This window comes from Haloarcula sp. MBLA0138, assembly GCF_055632455.1.
Genome location: NZ_CM145746.1, coordinates 1,967,596 through 1,989,527 on the forward strand (window position 1 = coordinate 1,967,596; position 21,932 = coordinate 1,989,527).

Here is a 21,932-nt window from a genome sequence, read left to right on the forward strand (position 1 = left end):
GGTCGGGCCCGCCCGCGCCCAGTCGGCCGACCAACGTCGGTTGGCCGGCCCCAGGCCCGTCGAGGGACCGCTTTCGTCGCGCGCACCAGAACCCAGTTGTACCTCCACCCCCTAGCGATGCCGATGACCGGACGCGGAATCTCTCGGCGCGAGTTCGCCAAGAGCGCCGTCGCCATCGGCGGGACGGCGGCGCTGGCGGCCTGCCTCGACCGCGGCACGCCGGACGTGCCCGAAGGGACCGACGACCCGGCCGCGCTGCCGGCCCGCCAGCACGCGTGGAACGACGCGTTGGCGACCGACGACGCCGGCAACGTCCGGATGCCGCGCCACCACGTCCTGCTGTTGCTCGACTACGAGCGCGACGGCGTCCCGACGGCGGCCGACCGCGAGCAGGTCGAGTCGGCGCTGCGCTCGCTGGAGCGGGCCTACGAGCGAAGCACGGACGGCCTGCTGTTCACGCTCGGCTACGGCCCGACCTACTTCGACCGGTTCGACGCCGACCTCCCCGTGGACCTGCCCGCACCCGAGCCGCTGGCCCCCTTCGAGGACCCCGAGCCCGACACTCCCGACGCCCTGTTGCACCTCGCCAGCGACCACGAACACGTCGTCCTCGCGGCGGAGGAGGCCCTGAAGGGGACCCGCGATACCGTCAACGACCACGAGCCGACGGCGACGTTCGAGGGCGTGTTCGCGCAAGCGAGCCGCCGGACGGGCTTCATCGGTGCGGGGCTGCCGGCCGACAATCAGGACGTCGACGGCGTCCCCGACTCCGAGCCGGTCCCCGAGGAAGCCCCGCTGTTCATGGGGTTCAAATCGGGATTCGACGGCAATCAGGCCGGCGAGGACACCGTCTCCATCGCGTCGGGGCCGTTCGCAGACGGCGCGACCCAACACCTCTCGAAGATACGGCTCCACCTCCAGCAGTGGTACGAGCAGGACTCCCGGGAGCAGCGGGTGGCGAAGATGTTCTGTCCGGCCCACGCCGACGGCGAGACCGTCGAGGGCGTCGGCGAGAACCTCGGGACCGACAGCGGCATCGACGACTGCGCCGAGGACGTCGTCGAGAGCAGCCGCCGCGAGGGCGTCGCCGGTCACTCCCAGAAGCTCGCCCGCGCCCGCGAGGACGACGAACCACGCCTCCTCCGCCGCGATTTCGACTCGACCGACGGCGGGGAGGCCGGCGTCCACTTCCTCTCGCTCCAGCGCTCTATCACCGACTTCGTCGAGACCAAGCAGGCGATGAACGGCACCGACGTGGCCGCCGAGTCGGCGGTCGGCCAGCGTGTCAACAACGGCATCCTCCAGTACATGACCGTCCGGCGGCGGGGGAACTACCTCCTACCGCCCCGGTCGCTCCGCGCGCTCCCCCCGGCCCGGCCCGACCGGTAGCGTCCCAGCCCGTCCCTCGTGGCTGGCGACGCCGCTGTCCCTCGTGGCGGGCGACGCCGCCGCCGTCCCCCTTTCGTCGGCCGTACCAGAACGGTCTTTCTACCGGAGTCGCTAGGACGGGTATGAACCGCAGGCAGTTCCTCGCCGGGACCGGACTCGCCGGTGCGACGGCGCTCGCCGGCTGTGGAATGCTCGAGACGCAGTCGACGCGCGCGCCGCCGCTGGTCGAGGACCGGCCGGACGCGACGTACAAACCGACCCACGCCGAGGGGATGGGGATGGTCGGCATGGCCGAGGCCGGGGACTACATGGTCGGACTGACCTACTCTTTCCCCCACCGCTTCTGGACCGTGACCGGGACGACCGCCGAGCAGGTCGCCATCCGCCAGCAGGACAGCCTCCACCTGATGGCGACCGTCTGGGACCCCGACACCGGCATGGTCCTCCCCGTCTCCGCGGGGGTCTCGCTCACCGTCGAGCGCGACGGCGAGACGGTCGCCGACAAGTCCCCGTGGCCGATGGTCTCGCAGAACATGGGCTTTCACTACGGCGACAACTACGCGCTGGACGGCGAGGGCGTCTACACCGTCCGCGCCCGCGTCAACGCCATGACCGAGCGCCGACTCGGCGCGTTCGCCGGCCGCTTCGGCTCGGCCGGCGAGACCAGCGTCGAGTTCGAGTTCGCACAGTCCCGGTTGGAGGGGCTGTCCTACGAGGAGTTCCCGGAGACACAGGGCGACCGCACCGCCGTCGGCCTGATGGAGATGGAGATGCTGCCGACCTCGCAGGCCCCGTCGGTCGACGGCCTTCCGGGGACGGTGCTCGGCACGGCCAAGGGCAGCGACGCGGTGTACGCCGCGACGTGGCTCCGGGACGCCGACTTCCTCGCCGACGGCGAGTCGTATCTGGCCGTCTCGGTGCGAACGCCGTACAACCGCGTCCCGCTGCCGATGATGTCCCTCGACGCCACCGTCGAGGCCGACGGCGAGACCGCCTTCGACGACGCCCTGAGCGCCGCCGTCCACCCCGACCTCGGCTACCACTACGGGGCCGTCGTCCCGACGACGACGGCCGAACCCTCCGCCAGCGTCGCTGTCGTCGCGCCCCCGCAGGTCTCACGCCACGAGGGCTACGAGACCGCCTTCCTCGGGACGCCGACGCTGTCGTTCTGACGCCCGTCACTCCGAGGGCTCGACGGCGAACGGACTCGCCGACGCCCGCCACGACCACCCCGGGAGCCGCGTCTGGACGCCCGCCGCCAGCGCCGCGTCGAGGTCGTCGACCCCCGCCGCGCCGTCGCTGTGGGTCCGCACGTCCGCGACGTGGAACGTCGCCTCCGCGAGCAGTCGCAACGGCTGGTCGCCCGCAACCATCGCCGCCAGTTCCCGCCCGAGCAGTTCGTCGACGACGAACCCCGGATAGTCCCCCACTACGTCGAGGTCCCGGAGGAGTGCGACCAGCGCCGCGACGTTGACCGCCCGGTCGCCGTCCGCGAACACCACGTCGACTGCGGCGGCGTACTGGTCGGCCTCGACGGCGGCCACGTCGGCGTCGAACTCCGCGCCGAGGTACGCACGCGTGTCGTTTATCAGCGGGACGACGGTGTCCGCGCGGGCGCTGACCCACTGGTACTCCTCGTGGACGGCGGCCGGTGTGAGTCGCATACTGTGGGGTGGGCGGCAGATGACTTGCAAGTGACGCCCGTCGACGGCCCGTCTGAAACGTTCAACTACGGTGCCGGCGGGAACCCCCAGTCGACGCTTCAACCCCACAAGGGGTCCATCTGAAACCTCGCATCGACAACGTGGGCGACGTGCCCGTGTCGCTTCAACCCCACAAGGGGTCCATCTGAAACCCTCCCGGCGGTCTTGGCCGCCTGTGCCTGCGGGCTGCTTCAACCCCCACAAGGGGTCCATCTGAAACACTCCTCACGGGCGTCCTCGTGGCTCTCGCCGGTGCTTCAACCCCACAAGGGGTCCATCTGAAACAGGGGCAAGGCCTCTACAATGCAGTGATGGTCACGCGCTTCAACCCCACAAGGGGTCCATCTGAAACCCGGGTCGACGACCCGGTCGTTGTCGTCCTCGACGCTTCAACCCCACAAGGGGTCCATCTGAAACGCAGCATCGCCCCGTACTGGCCGGGGTGGACGAGGCTTCAACCCCACAAGGGGTCCATCTGAAACGGCCTCGATTTTCTTTCCCGTCGGTCGCCCGAGGCTTCAACCCCACAAGGGGTCCATCTGAAACCTTTGACAGCAGCAGCGGTAAGTCCCACACCAGAGGCTTCAACCCCACAAGGGGTCCATCTGAAACCGTCCGTTGCGTGTAGGTTCGGTGCGATGCTTTCCGCGCTTCAACCCCACAAGGGGTCCATCTGAAACTCGTCCCAGGCATCGTGCAGCGATACAAGGTGTCGCGCTTCAACCCCACAAGGGGTCCATCTGAAACTTGTTTCTCGCGCTCAGTAATGTCGTAAAACTGGTTGCTTCAACCCCACAAGGGGTCCATCTGAAACTCCGAGACGAGAGCGGGGAGGCAGTAGCAGTTACCGGCTTCAACCCCACAAGGGGTCCATCTGAAACGAGTAAACGGATGCGGTCTTAGTCCCAGACTTGTGGCAGCTTCAACCCCACAAGGGGTCCATCTGAAACCATGCCCTGGTCACGGGCCACAGGCCAAATACCGGCTGATTTCACTAAGTCGTTTTCGTCGACCGTCAATACCCCGCTGACCCCCGGGGGGTCGACGAAAACGCTGTCCGCGGTCGGCGAGACCGTCGCGGGCACGTACCACGCATCCCGCACGTAGCGGGTGGACTTATCGTCGCCGCCGTCGTACCGTCCCGACATGCCCGAGGAAGTGCTGTTCGAGTCAGAGAGCGACCAGAGCCGAGAAGCGATCGCGTCGTACCTCCGCAGCGTCGCCGACAAACTCGACCGCGGCGAGGCAGTTACGCTGGCGGCCGGCGGCGAATCCGTGACGATGGAGCCACCGGCCCGCCCGACGTTCGAGGTCAAGGCCGAGCGCGAGGGGCCGACGGACGGGCCCGGCGAACTGAGCATCGAGTTCGAACTCGAGTGGGACGAGAACGGCGGCGGGGAAGGCGAGAGCGGGGAACTGCGAATCGAGTGAGGCGGCGTCAGCCCAGCAGGCTCCGGAGGACGATACCGATGCCGGCGACGCCGAGGACACCGCCGACGGCGAGCGCGCCGGTACCGGCACCGAGGCCGCCGTCGGCAGTCGTGCCGGCCCGCGTCCCGGGGGTGGCCGACGGCGGCGAGCGCGCGGTCGCGGTCTCGCCCGCGTTGACCGACAGCGTCCCGATGTCGTCGGGCGAACCGGTCACCGCGCTCCCGCGGTACAGCGAGAGCGGGTAGTCGGCCGCGTCGAGGCGCGTGTCCAGCGCGACTTCGGAGCCGGGGTCGACGGTGACGCTGTCGTCGCTGTCGGCCACGCGGAGCGTCGTTCCGTCGCGGCCGGCGGCGGCGGTGTCGAACAACAGCGACACCCGGTCGTCGCCGTCGCCGTCCCGCACCGTCGCGTTGATTTCGTAGCCGGCCTCGGGGCCGCCGATGGAGACGGTGGCGCTGTCGGCGTCGGCGAGATAGACCGAGAGCGTCGCCGTCGCGCCCTGTCGGGTCCGCACGATGGACTCGCGGAAGCCGAACTCGGGGCGCTCGGAGACGTTGTGTCTGGCGTCGGCGTCGCCGTCGTCGCGGACGACCAGCGTCCCGACGGCGTCTGCCCGGCCGTTCGTATCGGTCCCCTCGAACAGCGCCACGTCGTAGTTCGCGGGGTCGAGCGACGAGGAGAGCTGTGACTCGTCGGTGACGGTCAGTTCGTCGCCCTCGCTCCCGACGGTCAGCGTCGGGTCGTCGGTGCCGGCTGCGTCGGTGTGAAAGCGGACGCGGGCCGCTCCGTCACCGTCGGCGTCGGTGACGGTCGCGTTGATGCGGTAGTTGACCGACGGGTCGCCGACCGACAACGTCACGGTCTCGGCACCGTCCATCGACAGGGGAATCGTGGCCGTCTCGCCCTGCGTCACGACGGTCACGTCGCGCACGTCGAGGCCGGAGCCGTTCCAGCCGTCGCCCGTCGCCGTCGGCGTGGGGGTGGGCGTCGGCGTCGCCGGGACCGAGTCGGTGCAGTCGCCGTCGCAGGCGGCCAGCCGACCGCTGCGCTGGGTGTAGGTCTCGCCGTCACGGAGGACGCTGAGCGTATAGGTGGTGTTCGCCGGGACGGAGCTCATGTCGAACACCGCGGCGAAGGTCCCGTCGTCGGCGACGCGGGCGGTCGACTGCCGGAGGAACGGCGACTCCGCGTCGTTGGAGCGGAGCCGGACGGTCACCTGCGTCCCGGCGTCGAACGTCGCCTCGCCCGAGACGACCTGCTGGCTGTCCGCCGCGAGCGGGAGGCGCTCCTCGTCGAGGGCGACCTGTTCGGCGGCGGCCGCGGTGCCGGCGAGCGCGGCGACGCCGACCAACAGGCCGACCAGTAGGTGCGTCCGTCGTGTCATCGGGCCACCTCCGCCGCGGGCCGGTCGCGGTCCGGCCGGTGGCGTCCGTGGAGGGCGGTACTGTCGGTAGTGCGGGGTCCGTGCATCACGCGCTGTCCTTCCGCTGTGCGGTACTAAGACGCCCCGATAGGTTAAATCACGTCTGAAGTGCGCAACCACGGTAGAGCGTCGAGTAGGCGAGCTATAACCCCATCTAAGAATATATTTCTATATAGAAAATATGAACCCATCCGGAACCTTCAGTACCGCGTGTGGTATTTAACCGGTATGCACCAGACTGGCTGCCTCGACGCCCCGACGGCGGCCGATTGGGGCGCTGCCGCCCCCGCCCCTACCTCTGTCACCGGTCGCCCGCCCGCGTTCGCCACGCGGGGGCGCTCGCTCGGGGTGACAGCCGCGTGACCGGACCGACGGCGACGAACGTCGTCCTCGTCACGATAGACTCGCTGCGAGCGGACGCCGTCGGCGGAACCGAGAGCGCCACGCCCGTTCTGGACCGTCTGGCCGACGACGGCGTCGTCTTCGAGAACGCCGTCGCACAGGGCAACTGGACGCCGTTCTCGTTCCCGTCCATCATGGGCTCGCGTCCGGTGTTCGCCGAGTCGGGCGACATCGGCCTGCACGGGACGCCGACGCTGGCCGAGCGGCTCTCGGATGCCGGCCTCTCGACGGGTGGGTTCAACGCCGCCAACGGCTTCCTCACGGAACACTGGGGGTACGACCGCGGTTTCGACGAGTTCGAGCCGTTCGTCGACAGCGACGGCTACGGGAAGTACCTCGCGGCCCACCCGACCGTCCAGGCGTGGGTGCAACTCGCCACATCCCCGGTCCGGCGGGCCGCGGCGGTCCTCTCGGGGAAGTCCGACGCCCGGCCGTTCGCCGACGTGTCCCGGATGGGCGACCTCGAAGACCGGGCCGAGGCGTTCCTCGAATCGACCGGCGACGGCTTCTTCCTGTGGGTCCACTACATGGACACGCACACGCCCTACGTCCCGGCCCCGCGCCACCTCCGGGAGGTCAGCGACCGCCGGCTCGGCGTCCTCCGGATGCTCGGTGCCCACGCCCGGACGGGACTCGGCTGGGACGTCTCCGAGCGCACGCTGGGGACGCTGCGGACGCTGTACGACGGGACGATACGGCAGGTCGACGCGAGCGTCGGCCGCCTGCTGGACGCGCTGGCGGCCGAGGAGGTCGCCGACGACACCGCGGTCGTCGTCGCCGGGGACCACGGCGAGGAGTTCCTCGAACACGGCCACCTCGCGCACTACCCGAAGGTCTACCGCGAGCTCGTCGACGTGCCCTTCCTCGTCTCCCACCCCGAGTGGGCCACTGGCCGGGTCACGGAGCCGGTCGGACTGGACGCGATACCGCCGACGGTGTGTGACCTGCTCGGCGTGACGCCCGCGGACGAGTGGACCGGCGAGTCCGTCGCGCCGGCGCTCGCGGGCGAGTCGGTCGAGAGTCAGGCCCCCGTCGTCTCCGTCGCGGTGCGTGGCGAGTCGGTCACGAGCCAGCCCATCCCTCGCCGACTGGCCGACGGGACGCTCGTCGTCGCGGCCCGCGACGAGCGCTGGACCTACGTCGAACACGTCGACACCGACCACCGCGAACTGTACGACCGCGACGCCGACCCCGAGGAACAGCGCGACCGCACCGACCCGGACACCGACGGCGACGCGCCGCCGGTGGTCATCGACCGGCTCTCGGCCGCCGTCGCCGACCACGTCGACGCCCTCGCAACCGACGGCGAGAGCGAGACCGGGGACGACGACGGCCCGGCGGCCGGCGAGGAGATAACCGCTCGGCTCAAGGCGCTTGGCTACCAGTGATACCAGTATGGCGCTCGCGGACGTGACGACGGCCCAGCGGCGACAGCTCGTTCGCTTCTTCGCCGTCGGCGTGGTGGCTGCGGCCGTCCAGATGGCGCTGCTGTGGTGGTTCGTCGACATCGGCGGCGTCAACTACCTGCTGGCGGCGCTGGTCGCCATCGAGTCGACCATCCTCCTCCAGTACGTCCTGAACAACGCGTGGACGTTCCACCGCTCGCGGCACACGACGCTCGGGGAGTACCTGCGGGGACTGGGCAAGACCAACCTCGTCCGTGGCACCGCCATCCCGCTCCAGTTGGGCATCCTCTACGCGCTGGTCAACTGGGTCGCGCTGGGTCTGCTGGTCGCAAACGGCGGCGCTATCGTCGTGACCGGCGTCTACCGGTACGTACTCGATGCCCGCTGGACGTGGGGGTAGGTTTGCGGGAGGGGGACCGTTTTTGCCGCCGGCGTCCGGAGTCGGGCCATGGACGAGTCGGTGCGACTCGGCGTCGACGTCGGCGGGACGTTCACCGACGTGGTGCTGGTCGCCGCGGGCGACCTGACCACGGCGAAGGTGCCGACGACGACGCCACAACACGAGGGCGTCCTGCGCGGCGTCGCCGAGGCCTGCGAGGCCGCCGGCGTCGAGCCGAGCGCGGTCGACCGGTTCCGCCACGCCACCACCGCGGCCACGAATGCGCTGTTAGAGGGGACCGGCGGCGAGGCGGCGCTTGTCACCACCGAGGGGTTCGGCGACGTCCTCGCCATCGGCCGGCAGGACCGGCCGGCGCTGTACGACCCGACCGCCGACCGGCCGGAGCCGCTGGTGCCGGCCCAGCGCCGCCACGAACTCCCCGAGCGGGCGACCGTGGACGGTATCGAGCGGGCCGTCGACGCGGACGCGGTCCGGGACCTCGCTGCCGACATCGACGCCGACGCCGTCGCGGTGTCCTTTCTCCACGCCTACGCCCACCCGGAGAACGAGCGCCGCGCCGCCGCCGTGTTGCGCGAGGAACTCGACGCGCCGGTGTCGGCCAGCCACGAGGTGCTGGGCGAGTTCCGAGAGTACGAGCGGACGGCGACGACGGCGGCCGAGGCCGTCGTCACGCCGGTCGTCGACGCGTACCTCGAACGCCTCGTCGCGGGCGCGACCGAGCGGGGCCTGCCCGCGCCGCGGGTCATGCAGTCGAACGGCGGCATCGCCGACGCCGAGACGGTCCGTGACCACGCCGTGACCGCGGCGCTGTCCGGCCCGGCTGCTGGCGTCGTCGGGGCGAGCGCCTTCGAACCGGCCGACGCGGCCGGCGTGGTCACTTTCGATATGGGCGGGACCTCCAGCGACGTGTCGCTCGTCAGGGACGGCGAGATACGGCGGACGACCGAGGGGACCGTCGGCGACCGCCCGGTCCGGGTCCCGATGGTCGACGTGGAGACGGTCGGGGCCGGCGGGGGCTCCGTCGCGTGGGTTGACGCCGGCGGCGCGCTCCGGGTGGGGCCGCGGTCGGCGGGGGCCGACCCCGGACCGGCCTGCTACGGCCGGGGCGGGACCGAGCCGACGGTGACCGACGCCGCGCTGGTGTTGGGGTATCTGGGTGCGGATACGGCCTTGGGAGGTGACCTCGAACCCGACGCCGACGCGGCCCGGGCGGCGCTGTCCGCCCTCGCCGACGACGCCGACCTCGACGGCCCGGTCGCGGCGGCCCGTGGCGTCTACGCGGTCGCCAACGCCACCATGGGCCGGGCGGTCCGGGCGGTCACGGTCGAGCGGGGCCACGACCCACGAGAGTTCGCGGTCGCGGCTTTCGGCGGCGCGGGACCCATGCACGCCGCGGCGCTGGCCGACCGCCTCGACGTATCGCGGGTCGTCGTGCCGCGGGCCAGCGGCGTCCTCTCAGCGCTGGGGCTACTGGCCGCCGACGAGCGCCACGACGCCGCCCGGACCCACCGGACGCCCCTCGACGAGGCCGACCCCGACGCCGTCGCCGGCGTCCTCGACGACCTCCGCGAGCGGGTGCTGGCCGACGCGGCCGACTCCGACGCCGCCGCGGTCTCGCTGCGGGCCGACTGCCGCTACGCGGGCCAGAGCTACGAACTCGCGGTCCCCGTCGGGGAGTTCGACCGCGCGACCGTCAGAGAGCGGTTTCACGACGCCCACGAGCGCGTCCGCGGCTACCGGCTCCCCGAGGGGGCCGTCGAACTCGTCACGCTCCGGGCGACGGCGACCGTCGCGGGCGACCGGCCGGCGTTCGGCCACGACGGCGGTGGCGACCCACAGACGGGGAGCCGCAGGGCGTACTTCGAGGGGTGGTACGAGACGCCGGTACTGGCGTGGTCGCGGCTGGCCGTCGGCGAGACACACGCGGGGCCAACCGTCGTCGAGGGCGGCGAGAGCACCGTCGTCGTCCCGCCGGGGTGGTCTCTGACCGCCGACGAGCGGGGCACGCTCAGACTGGAGGGACAGTCGTGACCGACGCCGACCTCGACGCCGTCGAACTCGAAATCCTGCGCACCCAACTGGAGAGCGTCGCCGAGGAGATGGGGCGGGTGCTGATTCGGGGCGCGTTCTCCCCGAACATCACCGAGCGGCGGGACTGCTCGACGGCGCTGTTCGACGCCGACGGCCGTCTCGTCGCACAGGCCGAACACATCCCGGTCCATCTGGGCGCGATGCCCGCGGCCGTCGACGCGGTGCTGTCGGCGGACCCCGTCCCGGGCGACGTGTTCGTCCTGAACGACCCCTTCGCCGGCGGGACTCACCTGCCGGACGTGACGCTCGTCTCGCCGGTCGCGCCCGACGGCGAGATAGTCGGCTACGCCGTCTCGCGGGCCCACCACGCCGACGTGGGCGGGACGGTCTCGGGGAGCATGCCCGCCGACTCGCGCGAGATACAGCAAGAGGGGCTCCGGATTCCGCCGACCAGACTGGTCGCCGGGGGCCAGCGCCGCGACGGGGTCGAGGAGTTGCTGCTGGCAAACGTCCGGAACCCGACGGAACGACGGGCGGACCTCCGGGCGCAACTGGCGGCCAACGAGCGCGGAGCCGACCGGGTCGCGGACCTGCTGGCCGACCACGGCGACCGCCTGCTGGCCGCCTTCGACGCCGTGCAGTCGTACTCCCGGGCCCGCGTGACCGACGCTATCCGCGAGCTTCCGGACGGCGTCTACACCGCCGCGGACGTGCTAGAAGGCGACGGCGTCGTCGACGGCGAAATCCCCGTCGAAGTGACCGTTACCGTCGACGGTGGGGCCGTGGACGTGGACTTCTCCGGGACCGCACCACAGGTCACGGGCAACGTCAACGCGCCGCTGTCGGTGGCGAAAAGCGCCGTCTACTACGTCGTTCGCGTGGTCACGGACCCGAACGTGCCGCCCAATCAGGGTTGTTACGACCCCGTCACCGTCCACGCGCCGCCCGGAAGCCTGCTCAATCCCGAGCCGCCGGCGGCCGTCGTGGGGGGCAACGTCGAGACGAGCCAGCGGGTCACCGACGTGGTGTTCCGGGCGCTGGCCGACGCCGCGCCCGAGCGCGTGCCCGCGGCCGGACAGGGGACGATGAACAACGTCGTCGTCGGCGACAGCGAGTTCAGCTACTACGAGACCGTCGGCGGCGGGATGGGCGCGAGCGCCGACGCCGACGGACCCAGCGGCGTACAGGTCGGGATGACGAACACGCTGAACACCCCCGTCGAGGCGCTGGAGGCCGCCTACCCGCTCCGGGTCGAGGAGTACTCGCTGCGCCGAGACAGCGGCGGCGACGGCCGACACCGCGGCGGCGACGGCCTCGTCCGCGAACTCACAGTCGAGACCGACGCTACCGTCTCGCTGCTGACCGAGCGCCGCCGCCACGCGCCGTGGGGGCTGGCCGGCGGGGCCGACGGCCTGCCGGGCGCGAACTACGTCGACGGCGAACACGTCCCGGCGAAGGTCACCCGGGAAGTCGAGGCCGGCACCACCGTCCGCGTGGAGACGCCGGGCGGCGGCGGCCACGGCGACCCGGAGTGAGCCGCCGACACCCGCTCGCCGCCGGGCCAACTGAGCGCCGGGCTGGTGTTCGCCGCGTCGCGCTGGTCGTCCTCGCGCTCCGTTAGACGGTCGGCACCGGCACCTCGTCGAGCACGTCCCCGAGCACGTCGCTCTTGTGGACCTGCTCGACGCGGGCGTCGGGGGTCAGGACGAGCCGGTGGGCCAGCGTCGGCCGCGCCACCCGCTTGACGTCGTCGGGCGCGACGAACTCCCGGCCGGCGACGGCGGCCATCGCCCGCGCCGCCTCGAACAGCCGCTGTGTCCCGCGGGGCGAGACCCCCACGTCGACCCGGTAGTCCTCGCGGGTCGTCCGTGCCAGTTCGGCCATGTACGCCAGCAGGTCGTCGTCGACGCGGACGCTCTCGGGCACCGCCCGTAGCTCCCGGAGCGTCTCGGCGTCGAGGACCGGCTCGACGGTCGGGCTCTGCGTGGTCCGGCCGGCGCGGCGCTGGAGGAGTTCGACCTCGCCATCGGCATCGGGGTAGCCGATGGCCGTCTTCGCCAGAAAGCGGTCGACCTGCGCCTCGGGCAGTTCGAAGGTCCCCTCCATGTCGACCGGGTTCTGCGTCGCCAACACGAAGAAGGGGTCGGGCAGGTCGTAGGTGTCGCCGTCGACGGTGACCTGTCCCTCCTCCATGGCCTCCAGCAGCGCGGACTGGGTCTTGGGCGGCGCGCGGTTTATCTCGTCGGCTAGCACGACGTTGGCGAATATCGGCCCGCGGTTGAACTCGAACTCGCCGCGCTCCTCGTCGAAGACGTGGGTCCCGGTGATGTCCGCGGGCAGGAGGTCCGGGGTAAACTGCACCCGGGAGAACGAGAGTCCGAGCGCGGTCGCCACGCTACGGGCGGTCAGCGTCTTCCCGGTGCCGGGCACGTCCTCCAGCAGCACGTGCCCCTTGGCGACGACGCCGAGCAGAACGGTCTCGAAGAACCCCCTGTCGGCGACGACCGCGCCGCCGACCTCGTCGAGGACCCGACTCGACAGTTCGCTGGCTTCCGTGACATCCATACCCCCACCGTGTCCCGCGTCGGGTAAAGGCGTGTCGAGTAACCGACACCCGACGAACCGAAACCCCTAAAGAGTGGACGGGGATACTGACGTGTGAGCCGAGGTAGCCTAGCCTGGCCAAGGCGGTTGCTTCGAGAGCAACTGTCCTCACGGACTCAGGAGTTCAAATCTCCTCCTCGGCGCTTCTCTCGACCGAACCCACGGAGCCGCGCTACACGCCGGCGACGAGGAAGACGAGGACGCTGACGGCCATCACGGCGAGGATGAACGCGGCCGCGAGTCCGCCCCCCAGCGCGACCATCGCGTTGGCCGTCGAAGCCAGCGTCTCCGTGCGGTCGTTGCCGAAGACGGTCACCTCGGCTTTCTTGCTGGCCATCCCGGCCTCGACGGGTTCGAGGTCGGCCACCGCGCGGTCGACGAGGTCGTCTATCAGCGCGACGACTTCGGCGGGTGGAATGGCCTGTCCGACCTGATTCTCGGCCTCGACGGTGTTGACGATGTGGGTGTCGCTGGTCATCACCTCCATCGCGTCGACGCTGTCGACGGCCTCCAGTATCTCCTCGCGGAGGCCGGGCTCCATGTTGTTGCCGTCGACGAGGACGTAGGCCGTGCGGTGGTCGTCGACGGCGAAGACGCAGACCCGGATGCCGAGCGGGCCGATGCCCTCCTCGGGCTCCCACGGCGTCTCGTCCCACGCGACGCCACAGCGCAGGCGGCCGGTCTCGGCCCCGGTCAGGCGGTCGCTCAGCCGGCCGGCCCCGTGGAGCATGTCGAACGAGCGCTTGCTGCCGGGGACGACGTGGCCGAGGTCCTCGCCTTCGAGGCCGTCGTTGCAGTTGTGGGCGTCGACGAGCAACACGTCGTCCAGCCCGCCCGAGCGGGCCTCGGACATCGCCGAGAGGCCGACGGCGTACTCCACGTCGTCGGCACACCCCGGCGAGAAAGTGTTGACCAGCAGGGCGTCGTCGCCGAAGGCCTGTCCGGTCAGGGTCGCCTCGTCCTCGGTCACGCGGTGGCCCCGCGTCGCCGTCTCGGAGAAGTCGATGCGCTCGCGGGCGCTCTCGGCGGTGCTGAGGATGGTATCGACCTCCCGTTCGGTGACGAGGTTGAAGTCGTGGCCGGCGGTGGCGTGGGGCGGGAAGGCGAGTCCGTCGGCGGCGGCCGCCACCCGCTCGGGGAGGTTTCCGCCGCCGATTTCGCCCATCGGCCCGGGATGTATCATCGGGAGGACGAACCGGGCCTTCTCCTCGCCGTCGGGGCGGCGGACCGCGAGGACGGTCACGGGGACCAGCGCCTTCTCGCCGATCTCCTCGAAGAACTCCTCCAGTTCCCGGGAGCCCTCGGCGATGTGGCCGATGAACCCCCGGAGGAAATCGAGCGCCGAGACGCCCAGCGAGGAGCGCCACGGCCGGTCGATGAGGACGAGAAAGAGCCACACCGCCAGCGCGTAGATGGTGCAGATGACCGCGAGCAGGGCGAAGTCCGCGGGGATGAACCCCTGTACCTCCGGCGGGGCCTGCTCGGCGCGGGCGAGCCACTCCTGTAGCACCGGGTCCTCCAGCAGGAACGCCGTCGCGCCGCTGTACACCGCCAGCAGGGCCGCGGCGGCGACGGTCTGGACGCTGGCCGGGACCGCCGCCTTCAGCAGCGAGTGCCGGGAGACGGCCATCAGGATGAGCAGGCGAAATGCGAAGATGGAGGCCAGCGCCACCAGCAGGGCGTCGAAGACGAAGTTCTGGCCGAGTGACGGGCTCAGAAGGGCGAGAACGCCCGCGACCGTCAGGACGCCGATGGTGACGAGTTCGCAGATGAGCGCGAGCAGCGAGGCGCGGTTGGGCGTCAGCTGGCCGCCGAGTCGGGAGTCGACCCACGGGGTGAACGCGCCCGCGATAGCGGTCGGAAAGCCGATGAAGAACAGGCCCTGCCACGCGTCGTCGAGGACGAACCGGGAGTCGAAAGCGGCGACCCCGGCCAGCGCGGCGATGAGTAGGGCGAACGCGAGGCTGGCGTACCAGTTCGGAGCCCGGAAGATGAACCGGGAGAGGCCCGCCAGATTCCCCTGTGTCGCCGTCATTTGTCGATTGGATTCCCCGCTGTCACATAAATCCGTTCGCTCCGTCCCGCCGCGGTCGCGTCACCGGGCCGGCGTCGCGCGCTCACAGACCGCGAGGAAGTTCTCGAAGACCGCCTCGCCCTCCTCGGTGTGGGCGACCTCCGGGTGCCACTGGACGCCGTAGATATCGGCGTCGGGGTTGCTCATCGCCTCCACGTCGCAGATGTCGGAGGTGGCCGTGCGCTCGAAGTCGTCTGGGACCGCTTTGACCTCGTCGGCGTGGCTCGCCCAGACGCGCGTCTCGGGGGCGAGCGAACCAAGCAGCGGGTCCTCCTCGTCGAGAATCTCCACGTCCACGTCGGCGTAGCCGCCGTAGTCGCCCCCGCCGACGCGCCCGCCCAACTGGTCGGCGATGAGTTGCATCCCCAGACAGATGCCCAACACGGGCACGTCCAGTTCGAGGTACGCGGGACAGTTGCCGATGTCGTCCATGTCCGGGCCGCCCGAGAGGACGACGCCGTCGGCGTCGATGTCCTCGGGCGGCGTCGTGTTGTCGACCAGTTCCACGTCCACACCCATGTCCCGGAGCGCGCGCTGCTCCAAGTGGGTGAACTGGCCGTGGTTGTCGATAACGGCGATGTGCGTCATTGGTGAGTGACACGCCGGCCGGCCGTATATATGTCCTGATGCCCGGCGCGTTCGGCCCGCGATGCTACAGCAAGCCCTCAGTGCGGCGTTTCGCCAGCCAGTTCGCGGAGCGGAGTTCGAGCGTGACGACGTTGCCGTCGTCGGGCGTCCGCTCGAAGGACACGTCGCCGCCGTAGCTCTCGACGACCCACGTCACGAGCCAGAGGCCGACGCCCTGCGAGTGCTGGAGCGGGGTCTCGGTCTCGGCGTCGAAGACCGCCAGTTCGGTCTCCGGAATCGGCGGGCCGTCGTCGACGATGCGGACCTCGGTCGTCCGCCCGTCGGCGTCGACGGTGACCCGGATGGTCGGGTCGCCGTCGTTGTGGACGACCGCGTTCTCGACGAGGTTGTCGAGGACGGTCCCGAGAAGCCAGTCGGCGTGGACCAAGGCCTCGTCGGGAACGTCGGTCTCGACCGTCGCCTCGGGGTGAGAGCGCGCGACGGCATCGACGCGCTCGGAGAGGTGTGGAACGAGGTCGACCGGGTCCTGCGAGCGGCGGTCGGCCGCGAGCGCGACCTCGACCTGTCGGGCCTTCTCCGTGGTCGTTATCATCTCGTCGATGGTACACCGGAGTTGGTCGGCGTGGGCGGTCGCCCCGTCGCCGTCGGCCCGGTCTTCGAGTTCGCTCAGGTGGCCCAACGCGACGTTGAGGTCGTTGCGCATGTCGTGTCTGAGGAGGCGGTTGAGCACCGCGTTGCTCTGGGAGAGCCGTCGGGTCGACCGGCGAAGCTCCAACAGCGCGCCGACGAGGATACCGACCAGTCCGGCCGTGGCGACGCCGCTGGCGAGCAGTCCGGGACCGACCGTCGACAGCGGGATGTCCGAGAGGACGACGCCGACGTTGACGAGCGTCAGCAGCGCGATACCGAGCCCGCCCCACTCGGCGACGGTCCACACCTCCTCGCCGTCTAGCCCGCTTTTCGGGAGCCAGTAGTTCGCCGCGGCGAGAGTCAGCGCCGGGACGACGCCGGCAGTGACGACGAGGAGGGCAGACACGCCGGTACCGGCCGCGAGGGCGTGCACGAGAAGCGCTACACAGAGGACGACGCCGGTCCCGACGACGTAGCCGATACCGAGCGAGCGCTTCGACACCTCCGGCGCGTACACAATGGTTGGGGTATCTCGACAGCGCGTACTTAGTTCCCCACTATCTGTTATCAAATTCGATACTCAGACCGAATATTACGGGCGATATATAAGTCGGAGCCGGTGCAGTGAAATTCTTCCGGCCGGGAACGACGCCGGCGTCGCGCCCGGGATTCGTCGCGTCGAGACTCGTGGCGGGCGACCGAGTTCTGAACGGGCGTCACTCGTCGTCGTAGCGCTCGGCGGCCGAGTCGAAGCCCAGTTCCGCCCGCTCCTCGCTGCGTCGCCCCTCCCGCACGGCGACCGCCTCGGGGTCCGGGGCGGCGTCGTCGTCGACCCGCGCCCACGACTCGTGGACCTTCGCGTGGCACCACCGACAGAGGTAGACCGTTATCTCGTGGTCGAGGTCGCCGTCGGGGTACGAGAGGTGGTGTTCCTCCAACAGCGGGCGCTCGTCGCCGTGGGCCATCGGCCGCGCTTCGAGGCCGCAGCGGGCACACGCTCGGTCGTGCTGGCGACAGCGGAAGTGCGGGCAGTCGGCCCAGTCCCACTCGGCGGCGTCCGGGTCCCCCTCGGGACCGACAGCGGCCGGACACCGGAACGCCTCGGCGCTGCGGGCGTCGGCGAACTCGGGGTCGTGGTGGCCGTGGTCCCGCGCCCACCGGCACTTGCCCTCATCGGTGACGAAATCACAGCGGTCGACGTGGGCGTAGGGGTCGTCGACGCCGACGCTGGTCCCGCCCGGGGCCTTCTCCATACGGCCGTGTTGGGGGCCCGACCACCTCAATCTGTCCGTACCACCCGGCGGCGACAGGCGTGGGTGGCGGAGCGGACTACAGAACCGGCCCGGGGCGAACGAACGTGAACACGACGGTGTTGAGCGCGAGACCCACGAGCGTCGTCGCGCCGGCGGCCGTCAGGAGGACGGCCCCGCGGGGGCGGTCGTGTCGCCGCCGAATCCAGTAGCCACAGCCCAGCGCGAGCGGCCCGAACACGAAGGGGGCGACGACCAGCGAGAGCGCCGCCGCGGAGACGCCGGTAAAGAGCAGGCCGCCGTAGCCGACCCGGCCGGCGTCGTCGCGGCGCTGTCGGTGCTGTGTGAAGCTGTACCACGCCGCCGTGAGGAGGTTGAGTCCCGGGAGCGCCACGCCGGCGACGAGGGGCCACGAGAGCGCCCCCGCTCGCCGGGCATCGACGACGACGGCCGGCAACAGTAGCAGCGACGCGGCCCAGCAGGTCCAAAAGAGGTCCATCGGGGGCGCGAGTTCGAGGAACGCCGCGGCGGCGAGGCCGTCGACCCACAGCGGGACGAGCGCGGTCACAGCGAGGAGCACGCCGTCGGAACGGTCGGACATATCGGGACTGTCCACACGCCGACACAAAAAACAGTCCCTCGGCGAGCCGACACGAAATCCCAAGTTATACAGTCGTGATACGTAACGATAGCGTATGGCTGTCAGGGGACTCGGGTCGCTGGTACGCGGCGGGTTCGACGCGCTGTTTCGCCCCCATCGGTTCGTCGAGTTCCAGACCGACTCCTACGGGGCGAGCCGGTTCGGCGTGGTTCGACAGCTCGCGTCGCTGCTTGGCGTCTACGTCGTCAACCTCGTCGCCTACGCGATTCCCCTGACGCTCGCCGGCATCGGCATCCAGACGACAGCGCAGGCACCCGCGGGGTACGCGAGCGTCGCCGGCACGTACGGGCTCGACCCGACCGCCAGCTGGCGGCTGCTGGCCGCGTTCGTCCAGAACTCCCTTTTCATCTCCGTCGCCACCGCAATCACGCTGGTCACGTTCCACGTCGGCGTCCTCGCGGTGCGGGACTCCCGAGGCGTCCTCCAGAGCGCCCACACCGTCGTCTACACGACGAGCGCGTACCTCGTCGCCGTCTTCACGGGCGTGTGGTACCTCACCAACCAGAGCGGCGTCGCCGGTGCCCGCGAACTCGTCAGAAACCTACAGGCCGCCTTCGTCTACGCCGTCATCGACGCGCTGGGCGCCGACCTCGAACTCCCCAGCGGACGGCCCGACGGCCTGCACACGGCCGCTATCTCGACCGAGGGCCAGTGGATTCTCGCCCTGCTCGTCGTCGCCGTGTTGTACTACCTGTTCTCGCTGTATCTCGGGGCTCGCATCAACCACCTCGCGACGCGGGCCAACGCCGCCGTCGCCGTCGCCGCCGTCGCCCTCTCGCCGGTTGTCTACGTCACCGGCTCGGTATTCGCCTACACCGTCGGATTCGCCTAACATGTCACGAACAGAGACACAACCCGAAGCGGCAACGGACCAGTCGAACGAACGGGACCCCGAGCGCGTCCTCGTGGAGACGAACCCGACGACCAAGCCGACGCTCGTCCGGTTGGCGGTCGTCTTGCTGATTGGCCTCGGTGTGTTCGCGTACTTGCAGACCACCCCCGAGGCGCTGGGGTCGCCCGACGTGACCAGCACGGCGTCGCTGGTCGTGTTGCTGGTGGCGCTGGCGCTGACGGTGCGCTATCTCGTCCGGACTATCGTGCTGGTCCGGACCACCTACGCCGTCACGCCCGAGCGGGTCGAACAGCGCTACGAACTGCTGTTCCGGACCCACTCGAAGGGCATCCGCTTCGTCGAACTACGGAGCCACGAACTGAACCAGAACCGCATCCAGTCGGTGCTTGGCTACGGGACTATCTCGCTGAACCGCGGGCTCGGCGCGCTCCGACTGGAGAACGTCGACGACCCCGAGGCGGTCTACGAGACGGTCCGGCAGTGTGCCCGGCGAGCGCGGTGAGCCGAGTGCCCGACGACGGGCCGAGCCGCCGCCGCTACGTGGCCGTACTGGCCGCCAGCGTCGGCCTCGGCGGCTGCCTCCAGTTCACCGAGGACAACGGTGACGACGGCCCGGAATCGACAGCGAACGCTGGTGGCGCGGCCACGACCGCCGACGGGAGCCCGACCGACACCGCCGAGTCGGACGGCGGCGACGGCGGAACGGCGACCCGGTCGCTCCCGCCCGGAACGCGGTGGATAGCCAGCGCCGGCGGGCCGTTCGTGGCTGGCCCGGTCGTCGTCGGAGACACCGTCGTCGCGACCAGCGTCGACAGACACGTCTACGGCTTCGACGCCGAGACGGGCGAGCGGCGCTGGCGCGTGAGCAGCGAGACGGCGCTGGAAGAGGGGTTGAACGCCGTCGGCGGCGTCGCCGTCGCCGCGGGCTTCGAGGAGCAACTGGGCGTCGCCGTCGGCGACGGGACGGTCACCTACCGCAAGCAGGGCTTCGAGAGCGGCGTCCGACAGCAGGTCGCCGCCGACGGTGCGGTGTTCCAGTGCGGGATACAGGGGGGCGTCCGAGCGCTCGACCCGGCGACGGGGACGGCCCGCTGGACCGCCGACGCCGACCAGCCACGGGTCGCCGTCGACCACGGCGGCGACACGGTCTGTGTCGGCCTCCACCCGACCGGCCACCACGGGTCGCCGCCGTGGGCCTTCGCGGGCCACGACGCCGCCTCGGGCGAGCGGTTGTGGTACGTCGAGCGCACCGAGGCCGACACGGCAAACCCCAGCGTGGCCGTCGCCGGCGACACGTGTCTCGCCTACAACGGCGGCAGCCACCACATGGTCATCGACGCCCGCTCGGGGACGGTCCGGACCGAGGTCACCGACTCCCGGCTCGGCCGCCTCTACGGCACCGTCGACGGCCGCATCGTGGTGAGCCGCGGGGGCAACCTACAGGGACTGAACGGCGCGACCGGCGAGCCCAGTTGGACGAGCACGGTCGGCCCGGGGAGCTACGACGCGACCGCCTTCGACGGGACGACGTTCTGGTATCTCTCGGCGACCACGCTCTACCGGGCCGACACCGCGACCGGCGAGGCGACGACCGTCGGCGACCTCGCGCTGGGGGGCGCGTCGGTCGACAGCGGTCCCGGGCTGCGCGGCGGCCTCGCCGTCGTCGACGGGACCGCGTTCGTGACCACTGGTGACGCGCGCCTGCGCGCGATGGAGGTCCCGTCGTGACCGACTCCGGCGCGGGGACGGACCCGACGGACCGCGACCCGGGAGCCGACTCCGGCCGCGGGCCGCGGCGCTGGACGCGCCGGGGCGTCCTCGGCCTGTCACTTGGCCTCGCGACGGCCGGCTGTCTCCGGACCGGTACCGGCACCGAGAGCGACACCGACGCCGGGACGGCCGCCGGGACCGCGACCGCCCGCGAAACGACGGCCGGCGAGCAGACCGCCACGGGGACCGCGGGGTCGACGCCGACGGGGCTCGAACGCGCGTGGACGGCCGACGAGGCCACGCCGGCGACGGTCGTCCGCGCCGCGCCCGACGGCGAGACCGCTGTCGTCGGTGGAATAGACGGCGTCGGAGCAGTGACGCCGACCGACGGGAGCGTCGACTGGACGGCGACCACCGGCGAGGTGACGGCGCTCCCGGCGGTGACGGCGACCACGGCCTACGTGCCGGCCATGGACGGCCGGCTCCACGCGCTCGCGCTCGCGGACGGAACCGAGCGCTGGGCGTTCGAGGCCCCCATCGGGCTGACGACGGTCCCGCTGGCGTTTCCCGAGCGCGACCGCGTCGTCGCCGGGGCCGGCGAGACCGGCGGGAAGCAGGTCGGCTCCGTCGGCAACGACGAGTTCGACCCGGCGTTCCTCTACGTCCTCGACGGCACCGGTGAAGCCGTCTGGTCGGTCGAGACCGCCAACGGCAACCCCGTCGTCGGGACGGCCGTCCACGACGACACGCTGTACCTCCGGACGGTCAACCGCATCGAGGCCTACGGCTTCGCCGACGGTACCCGACAGTGGCGCATCGGCCCCCACGACGTGCAGTGGGACAACGTCTCGTACTCCCCCCATCGTCCCAAGCGCCTGCACGCCGACGCCGACGGCGTCTACGTCCCGACGCAGGACGGCGTCACCGCCCTCGCGCCCGACGGCACCAGACGGTGGCGCTTCGAGCCGTTCGACAGCCCGTGTCGGTTCCACCTCGGCTCCGGGACGCTGTACGTCGGCGCGCGGGACAACGCCGTCTACGCCGTCGCCACTGCCGGCGGGACGCGACGGTGGCGCGCCCAGTTGGACGGCCGGGTCGACGCGCTGGTCCGGGACGGCGGCCGCCTGTGGGTCGGTACCGACGCGGGAACCGTCAGCGCGGTCGGTACCGACGCCGACGGCGGACCGGACGCGGGCGAGACGGCGGTCGACGCCGGCGTCGGCGACCGCGTCGGGTCACTCGACACGGCTGGGAACGGCCGTCTCGTCGGCGCGGTCGACGGGACGCTCGCGGGCTTTGACGTTCAGTACGCGTAGCCCACGGGTCAGCGCGTCCGTTCGTACAGACATGCGGACCACGTCGAGAGAGGGTACCGAC

At 71.0% G+C, this 21,932-nt stretch carries 19 protein-coding genes, 1 tRNA gene and 1 CRISPR repeat array; of the genes, 12 read left to right on the forward strand and 8 right to left on the reverse strand.

Features of this window, described 5'->3' with window-relative positions; translation table 11 throughout:
* Positions 1-123: 123 nt before the first annotated feature.
* Together ACV7JO_RS10430 and ACV7JO_RS10435 are read left to right on the forward strand one after the other, a co-directional pair.
* The gene (locus tag ACV7JO_RS10430; RefSeq protein WP_470353349.1) at positions 124-1,389 is read left to right on the forward strand and encodes a DUF7405 family protein; all 1,266 of its coding nucleotides are present in this window, start codon (positions 124-126) and stop codon (positions 1,387-1,389) included.
* Between the two features lie 122 nt (positions 1,390-1,511).
* Positions 1,512-2,561, forward strand: coding sequence for a DUF7350 domain-containing protein (locus ACV7JO_RS10435; protein WP_470353350.1), 1,050 nt, complete (start codon positions 1,512-1,514; stop codon positions 2,559-2,561).
* A 6-nt stretch (positions 2,562-2,567) separates the two neighbouring features.
* Here the strand turns inward: ACV7JO_RS10435 and ACV7JO_RS10440 are convergent, their stop codons facing one another.
* Positions 2,568-3,053, reverse strand: a complete 486-nt coding sequence (locus ACV7JO_RS10440; RefSeq protein WP_470353351.1) for a DUF7984 family protein — start codon at positions 3,051-3,053, stop codon at positions 2,568-2,570.
* A gap of 95 nt (positions 3,054-3,148) precedes the next feature.
* A CRISPR array of direct repeats spans positions 3,149-4,042; the repeat unit is 31 nt; unit sequence GCTTCAACCCCACAAGGGGTCCATCTGAAAC.
* 196 nt (positions 4,043-4,238) lie between these two features.
* On the opposite strand from ACV7JO_RS10440, the gene ACV7JO_RS10445 reads away from it, so the two are divergent.
* Complete coding sequence (locus ACV7JO_RS10445; protein WP_470353352.1) at positions 4,239-4,523, forward strand: amphi-Trp domain-containing protein; 285 nt, start codon at positions 4,239-4,241, stop codon at positions 4,521-4,523.
* 7 nt (positions 4,524-4,530) lie between these two features.
* Here the strand turns inward: ACV7JO_RS10445 and ACV7JO_RS10450 are convergent, their stop codons facing one another.
* The gene (locus ACV7JO_RS10450; RefSeq protein WP_470353353.1) at positions 4,531-5,907 is read right to left on the reverse strand and encodes a DUF7827 domain-containing protein; all 1,377 of its coding nucleotides are present in this window, start codon (positions 5,905-5,907) and stop codon (positions 4,531-4,533) included.
* A 398-nt stretch (positions 5,908-6,305) separates the two neighbouring features.
* Between ACV7JO_RS10450 and ACV7JO_RS10455 the strand changes: the two genes are divergently transcribed.
* Genes ACV7JO_RS10455 through ACV7JO_RS10470 form a run of 4 tightly spaced genes read left to right on the forward strand, consistent with a single transcriptional unit; the run spans position 6,306 to position 11,720 of the window.
* Positions 6,306-7,736 (forward strand): sulfatase, encoded by a 1,431-nt coding sequence (locus ACV7JO_RS10455; protein WP_470353354.1) that lies wholly within the window; start codon positions 6,306-6,308, stop codon positions 7,734-7,736.
* 7 nt (positions 7,737-7,743) lie between these two features.
* Positions 7,744-8,154: a GtrA family protein gene (locus ACV7JO_RS10460; RefSeq protein WP_470353355.1), complete on the forward strand. Its 411-nt coding sequence runs from the start codon at positions 7,744-7,746 to the stop codon at positions 8,152-8,154.
* Positions 8,155-8,202: 48 nt separating this feature from the next.
* Positions 8,203-10,185 (forward strand): hydantoinase/oxoprolinase family protein, encoded by a 1,983-nt coding sequence (locus tag ACV7JO_RS10465; protein ID WP_470353356.1) that lies wholly within the window; start codon positions 8,203-8,205, stop codon positions 10,183-10,185.
* Positions 10,182-11,720 carry a hydantoinase B/oxoprolinase family protein gene (locus tag ACV7JO_RS10470; RefSeq protein WP_470353357.1) on the forward strand — a complete coding sequence of 513 codons (1,539 nt, stop codon included), beginning with the start codon at positions 10,182-10,184 and terminating at the stop codon, positions 11,718-11,720. Before ACV7JO_RS10465 ends, ACV7JO_RS10470 begins: the two co-directional genes overlap by 4 nt.
* 82 nt (positions 11,721-11,802) lie before the next feature.
* Here ACV7JO_RS10470 and ACV7JO_RS10475 read toward each other — a convergent pair whose 3' ends face one another.
* Positions 11,803-12,750, reverse strand: coding sequence for an AAA family ATPase (locus ACV7JO_RS10475; protein WP_470353358.1), 948 nt, complete (start codon positions 12,748-12,750; stop codon positions 11,803-11,805).
* 97 nt (positions 12,751-12,847) lie between these two features.
* Between ACV7JO_RS10475 and ACV7JO_RS10480 the strand changes: the two genes are divergently transcribed.
* Positions 12,848-12,932 (forward strand) — tRNA-Ser (locus tag ACV7JO_RS10480).
* A gap of 29 nt (positions 12,933-12,961) precedes the next feature.
* On the opposite strand, the gene ACV7JO_RS10485 is transcribed toward ACV7JO_RS10480, so the two are convergent.
* The 5 genes from ACV7JO_RS10485 to ACV7JO_RS10505 all read right to left on the reverse strand — a co-directional run bounded on the left by ACV7JO_RS10485 (position 12,962) and on the right by ACV7JO_RS10505 (position 17,932).
* A complete protein-coding gene (locus ACV7JO_RS10485) occupies positions 12,962-14,824 on the reverse strand; it encodes a DUF2070 family protein (RefSeq protein WP_470353359.1) in 1,863 nt (620 codons plus the stop codon).
* 60 nt (positions 14,825-14,884) lie between these two features.
* Positions 14,885-15,451, reverse strand: a complete 567-nt coding sequence (locus ACV7JO_RS10490) for a GMP synthase subunit A (RefSeq protein ID WP_470353360.1) — start codon at positions 15,449-15,451, stop codon at positions 14,885-14,887.
* A 64-nt stretch (positions 15,452-15,515) separates the two neighbouring features.
* Positions 15,516-16,598, reverse strand: coding sequence for a sensor histidine kinase (locus ACV7JO_RS10495; RefSeq protein ID WP_470353361.1), 1,083 nt, complete (start codon positions 16,596-16,598; stop codon positions 15,516-15,518).
* Between the two features lie 199 nt (positions 16,599-16,797).
* Positions 16,798-17,334 carry a DUF7097 family protein gene (locus ACV7JO_RS10500; protein ID WP_470353362.1) on the reverse strand — a complete coding sequence of 179 codons (537 nt, stop codon included), beginning with the start codon at positions 17,332-17,334 and terminating at the stop codon, positions 16,798-16,800.
* Positions 17,335-17,410: 76 nt separating this feature from the next.
* Positions 17,411-17,932 carry a hypothetical protein gene (locus ACV7JO_RS10505; RefSeq protein WP_470353363.1) on the reverse strand — a complete coding sequence of 174 codons (522 nt, stop codon included), beginning with the start codon at positions 17,930-17,932 and terminating at the stop codon, positions 17,411-17,413.
* Between the two features lie 94 nt (positions 17,933-18,026).
* On the opposite strand from ACV7JO_RS10505, the gene ACV7JO_RS10510 reads away from it, so the two are divergent.
* Genes ACV7JO_RS10510 through ACV7JO_RS10525 form a run of 4 tightly spaced genes read left to right on the forward strand, consistent with a single transcriptional unit; the run spans position 18,027 to position 21,871 of the window.
* Complete coding sequence (locus tag ACV7JO_RS10510) at positions 18,027-18,824, forward strand: hypothetical protein (RefSeq protein ID WP_470353364.1); 798 nt, start codon at positions 18,027-18,029, stop codon at positions 18,822-18,824.
* A 1-nt stretch (position 18,825) separates the two neighbouring features.
* A complete protein-coding gene (locus tag ACV7JO_RS10515) occupies positions 18,826-19,347 on the forward strand; it encodes a PH domain-containing protein (protein ID WP_470353365.1) in 522 nt (173 codons plus the stop codon).
* A 5-nt stretch (positions 19,348-19,352) separates the two neighbouring features.
* Positions 19,353-20,573: an outer membrane protein assembly factor BamB family protein gene (locus ACV7JO_RS10520; protein WP_470353366.1), complete on the forward strand. Its 1,221-nt coding sequence runs from the start codon at positions 19,353-19,355 to the stop codon at positions 20,571-20,573.
* Entirely contained in the window at positions 20,570-21,871 is a 1,302-nt protein-coding gene (locus ACV7JO_RS10525; protein ID WP_470353367.1) for an outer membrane protein assembly factor BamB family protein, read from the forward strand. The genes ACV7JO_RS10520 and ACV7JO_RS10525 overlap by 4 nt, the downstream gene beginning before the upstream one ends.
* Positions 21,872-21,932: the final 61 nt, after the last annotated feature.

What these genes read in the sequence shown, in the direction of transcription:
- ACV7JO_RS10430 (WP_470353349.1), top strand. Translation starts at nt 124, where the DNA reads ATGACCGGACGCGGAATCTCTCGGCGCGAGTTCGCCAAGAGCGCCGTC.
- ACV7JO_RS10435 (WP_470353350.1), top strand. Translation starts at nt 1,512, where the DNA reads ATGAACCGCAGGCAGTTCCTCGCCGGGACCGGACTCGCCGGTGCGACG.
- ACV7JO_RS10440 (WP_470353351.1), bottom strand. Translation starts at nt 3,053, where the DNA reads ATGCGACTCACACCGGCCGCCGTCCACGAGGAGTACCAGTGGGTCAGC.
- ACV7JO_RS10445 (WP_470353352.1), top strand. Translation starts at nt 4,239, where the DNA reads ATGCCCGAGGAAGTGCTGTTCGAGTCAGAGAGCGACCAGAGCCGAGAA.
- ACV7JO_RS10450 (WP_470353353.1), bottom strand. Translation starts at nt 5,907, where the DNA reads ATGACACGACGGACGCACCTACTGGTCGGCCTGTTGGTCGGCGTCGCC.
- ACV7JO_RS10460 (WP_470353355.1), top strand. Translation starts at nt 7,744, where the DNA reads ATGGCGCTCGCGGACGTGACGACGGCCCAGCGGCGACAGCTCGTTCGC.
- ACV7JO_RS10465 (WP_470353356.1), top strand. Translation starts at nt 8,203, where the DNA reads ATGGACGAGTCGGTGCGACTCGGCGTCGACGTCGGCGGGACGTTCACC.
- ACV7JO_RS10475 (WP_470353358.1), bottom strand. Translation starts at nt 12,750, where the DNA reads ATGGATGTCACGGAAGCCAGCGAACTGTCGAGTCGGGTCCTCGACGAG.
- ACV7JO_RS10485 (WP_470353359.1), bottom strand. Translation starts at nt 14,824, where the DNA reads ATGACGGCGACACAGGGGAATCTGGCGGGCCTCTCCCGGTTCATCTTC.
- ACV7JO_RS10490 (WP_470353360.1), bottom strand. Translation starts at nt 15,451, where the DNA reads ATGACGCACATCGCCGTTATCGACAACCACGGCCAGTTCACCCACTTG.
- ACV7JO_RS10500 (WP_470353362.1), bottom strand. Translation starts at nt 17,334, where the DNA reads ATGGAGAAGGCCCCGGGCGGGACCAGCGTCGGCGTCGACGACCCCTAC.
- ACV7JO_RS10505 (WP_470353363.1), bottom strand. Translation starts at nt 17,932, where the DNA reads ATGTCCGACCGTTCCGACGGCGTGCTCCTCGCTGTGACCGCGCTCGTC.
- ACV7JO_RS10510 (WP_470353364.1), top strand. Translation starts at nt 18,027, where the DNA reads ATGGCTGTCAGGGGACTCGGGTCGCTGGTACGCGGCGGGTTCGACGCG.
- ACV7JO_RS10515 (WP_470353365.1), top strand. Translation starts at nt 18,826, where the DNA reads ATGTCACGAACAGAGACACAACCCGAAGCGGCAACGGACCAGTCGAAC.